Here is an 806-nt window from a genome sequence, read left to right on the forward strand (position 1 = left end):
GGAGCCGGCCTATGCGTGTCCTATTGATCGAGGATGACGCGTCGGTCGCGCAGAGTATCGAATTGATGCTCAAAGCAGAGAGCTTCAACACCTACACCACCGATCTCGGTGAGGAGGGGATCGATCTCGGCAAGCTCTACGACTACGACATCATCCTACTCGACCTGACGCTGCCGGATATCTCCGGCTACGAGGTCCTGCGCGCCCTACGCGTGTCCAAGGTCAAGACTCCGATCCTGATTTTGTCGGGCATGGCCGGCATCGAGGACAAGGTGAAGGGCCTCGGCTTCGGCGCCGACGACTACCTCACCAAGCCATTCCACAAGGACGAACTCGTCGCCCGTATCCATGCCATCGTGCGGCGCTCGCAGGGCCACGCTCAGTCGGTGATCACCACCGGCGATCTGGTCGTGAACCTCGACGAGAAGACCGTGACAGTCGCGAGCAACCGCGTGAACCTGACCGGCAAGGAGTACCAGATGCTGGAGCTCCTCTCGCTTCGGAAGGGCACGACGCTGACCAAGGAGATGTTCCTCAACCACCTCTATGGCGGCATGGACGAGCCCGAGCTGAAGATCGTCGACGTGTTCATGTGCAAAATGCGCAAGAAGATCGCCAACGCTTCGGGCGGGCAGAACTTCATCGAGACCGTCTGGGGTCGTGGCTACGTCCTGCGCGAGGGCGCCGCTCCGCTGCAGGCGATGGCCAGCTGAGAGGGGTTTTTCGAGCGACACCCCAAATTTGGGCTCGGCCGCACGATTTGGGACGGCCTTTTCTGCGCCACGCACCCAGGGTGCACAGGTGTG

The 806-nt window shown here is 61.2% G+C and carries 1 protein-coding gene; it reads left to right on the forward strand.

Annotated elements, in window-relative coordinates:
* Positions 1-11: 11 nt before the first annotated feature.
* On the forward strand, positions 12-713 hold the full coding sequence (locus G3T14_RS24370; RefSeq protein WP_163645034.1) for a response regulator transcription factor CtrA: 702 nt from the start codon (positions 12-14) through the stop codon (positions 711-713).
* The last annotated feature ends 93 nt before the right edge of the window (positions 714-806 follow it).

This window comes from Methylobacterium sp. BTF04, assembly GCF_010692745.1.
In the GTDB taxonomy this organism is placed as follows: Bacteria; Pseudomonadota; Alphaproteobacteria; order Rhizobiales; family Beijerinckiaceae; genus Methylobacterium.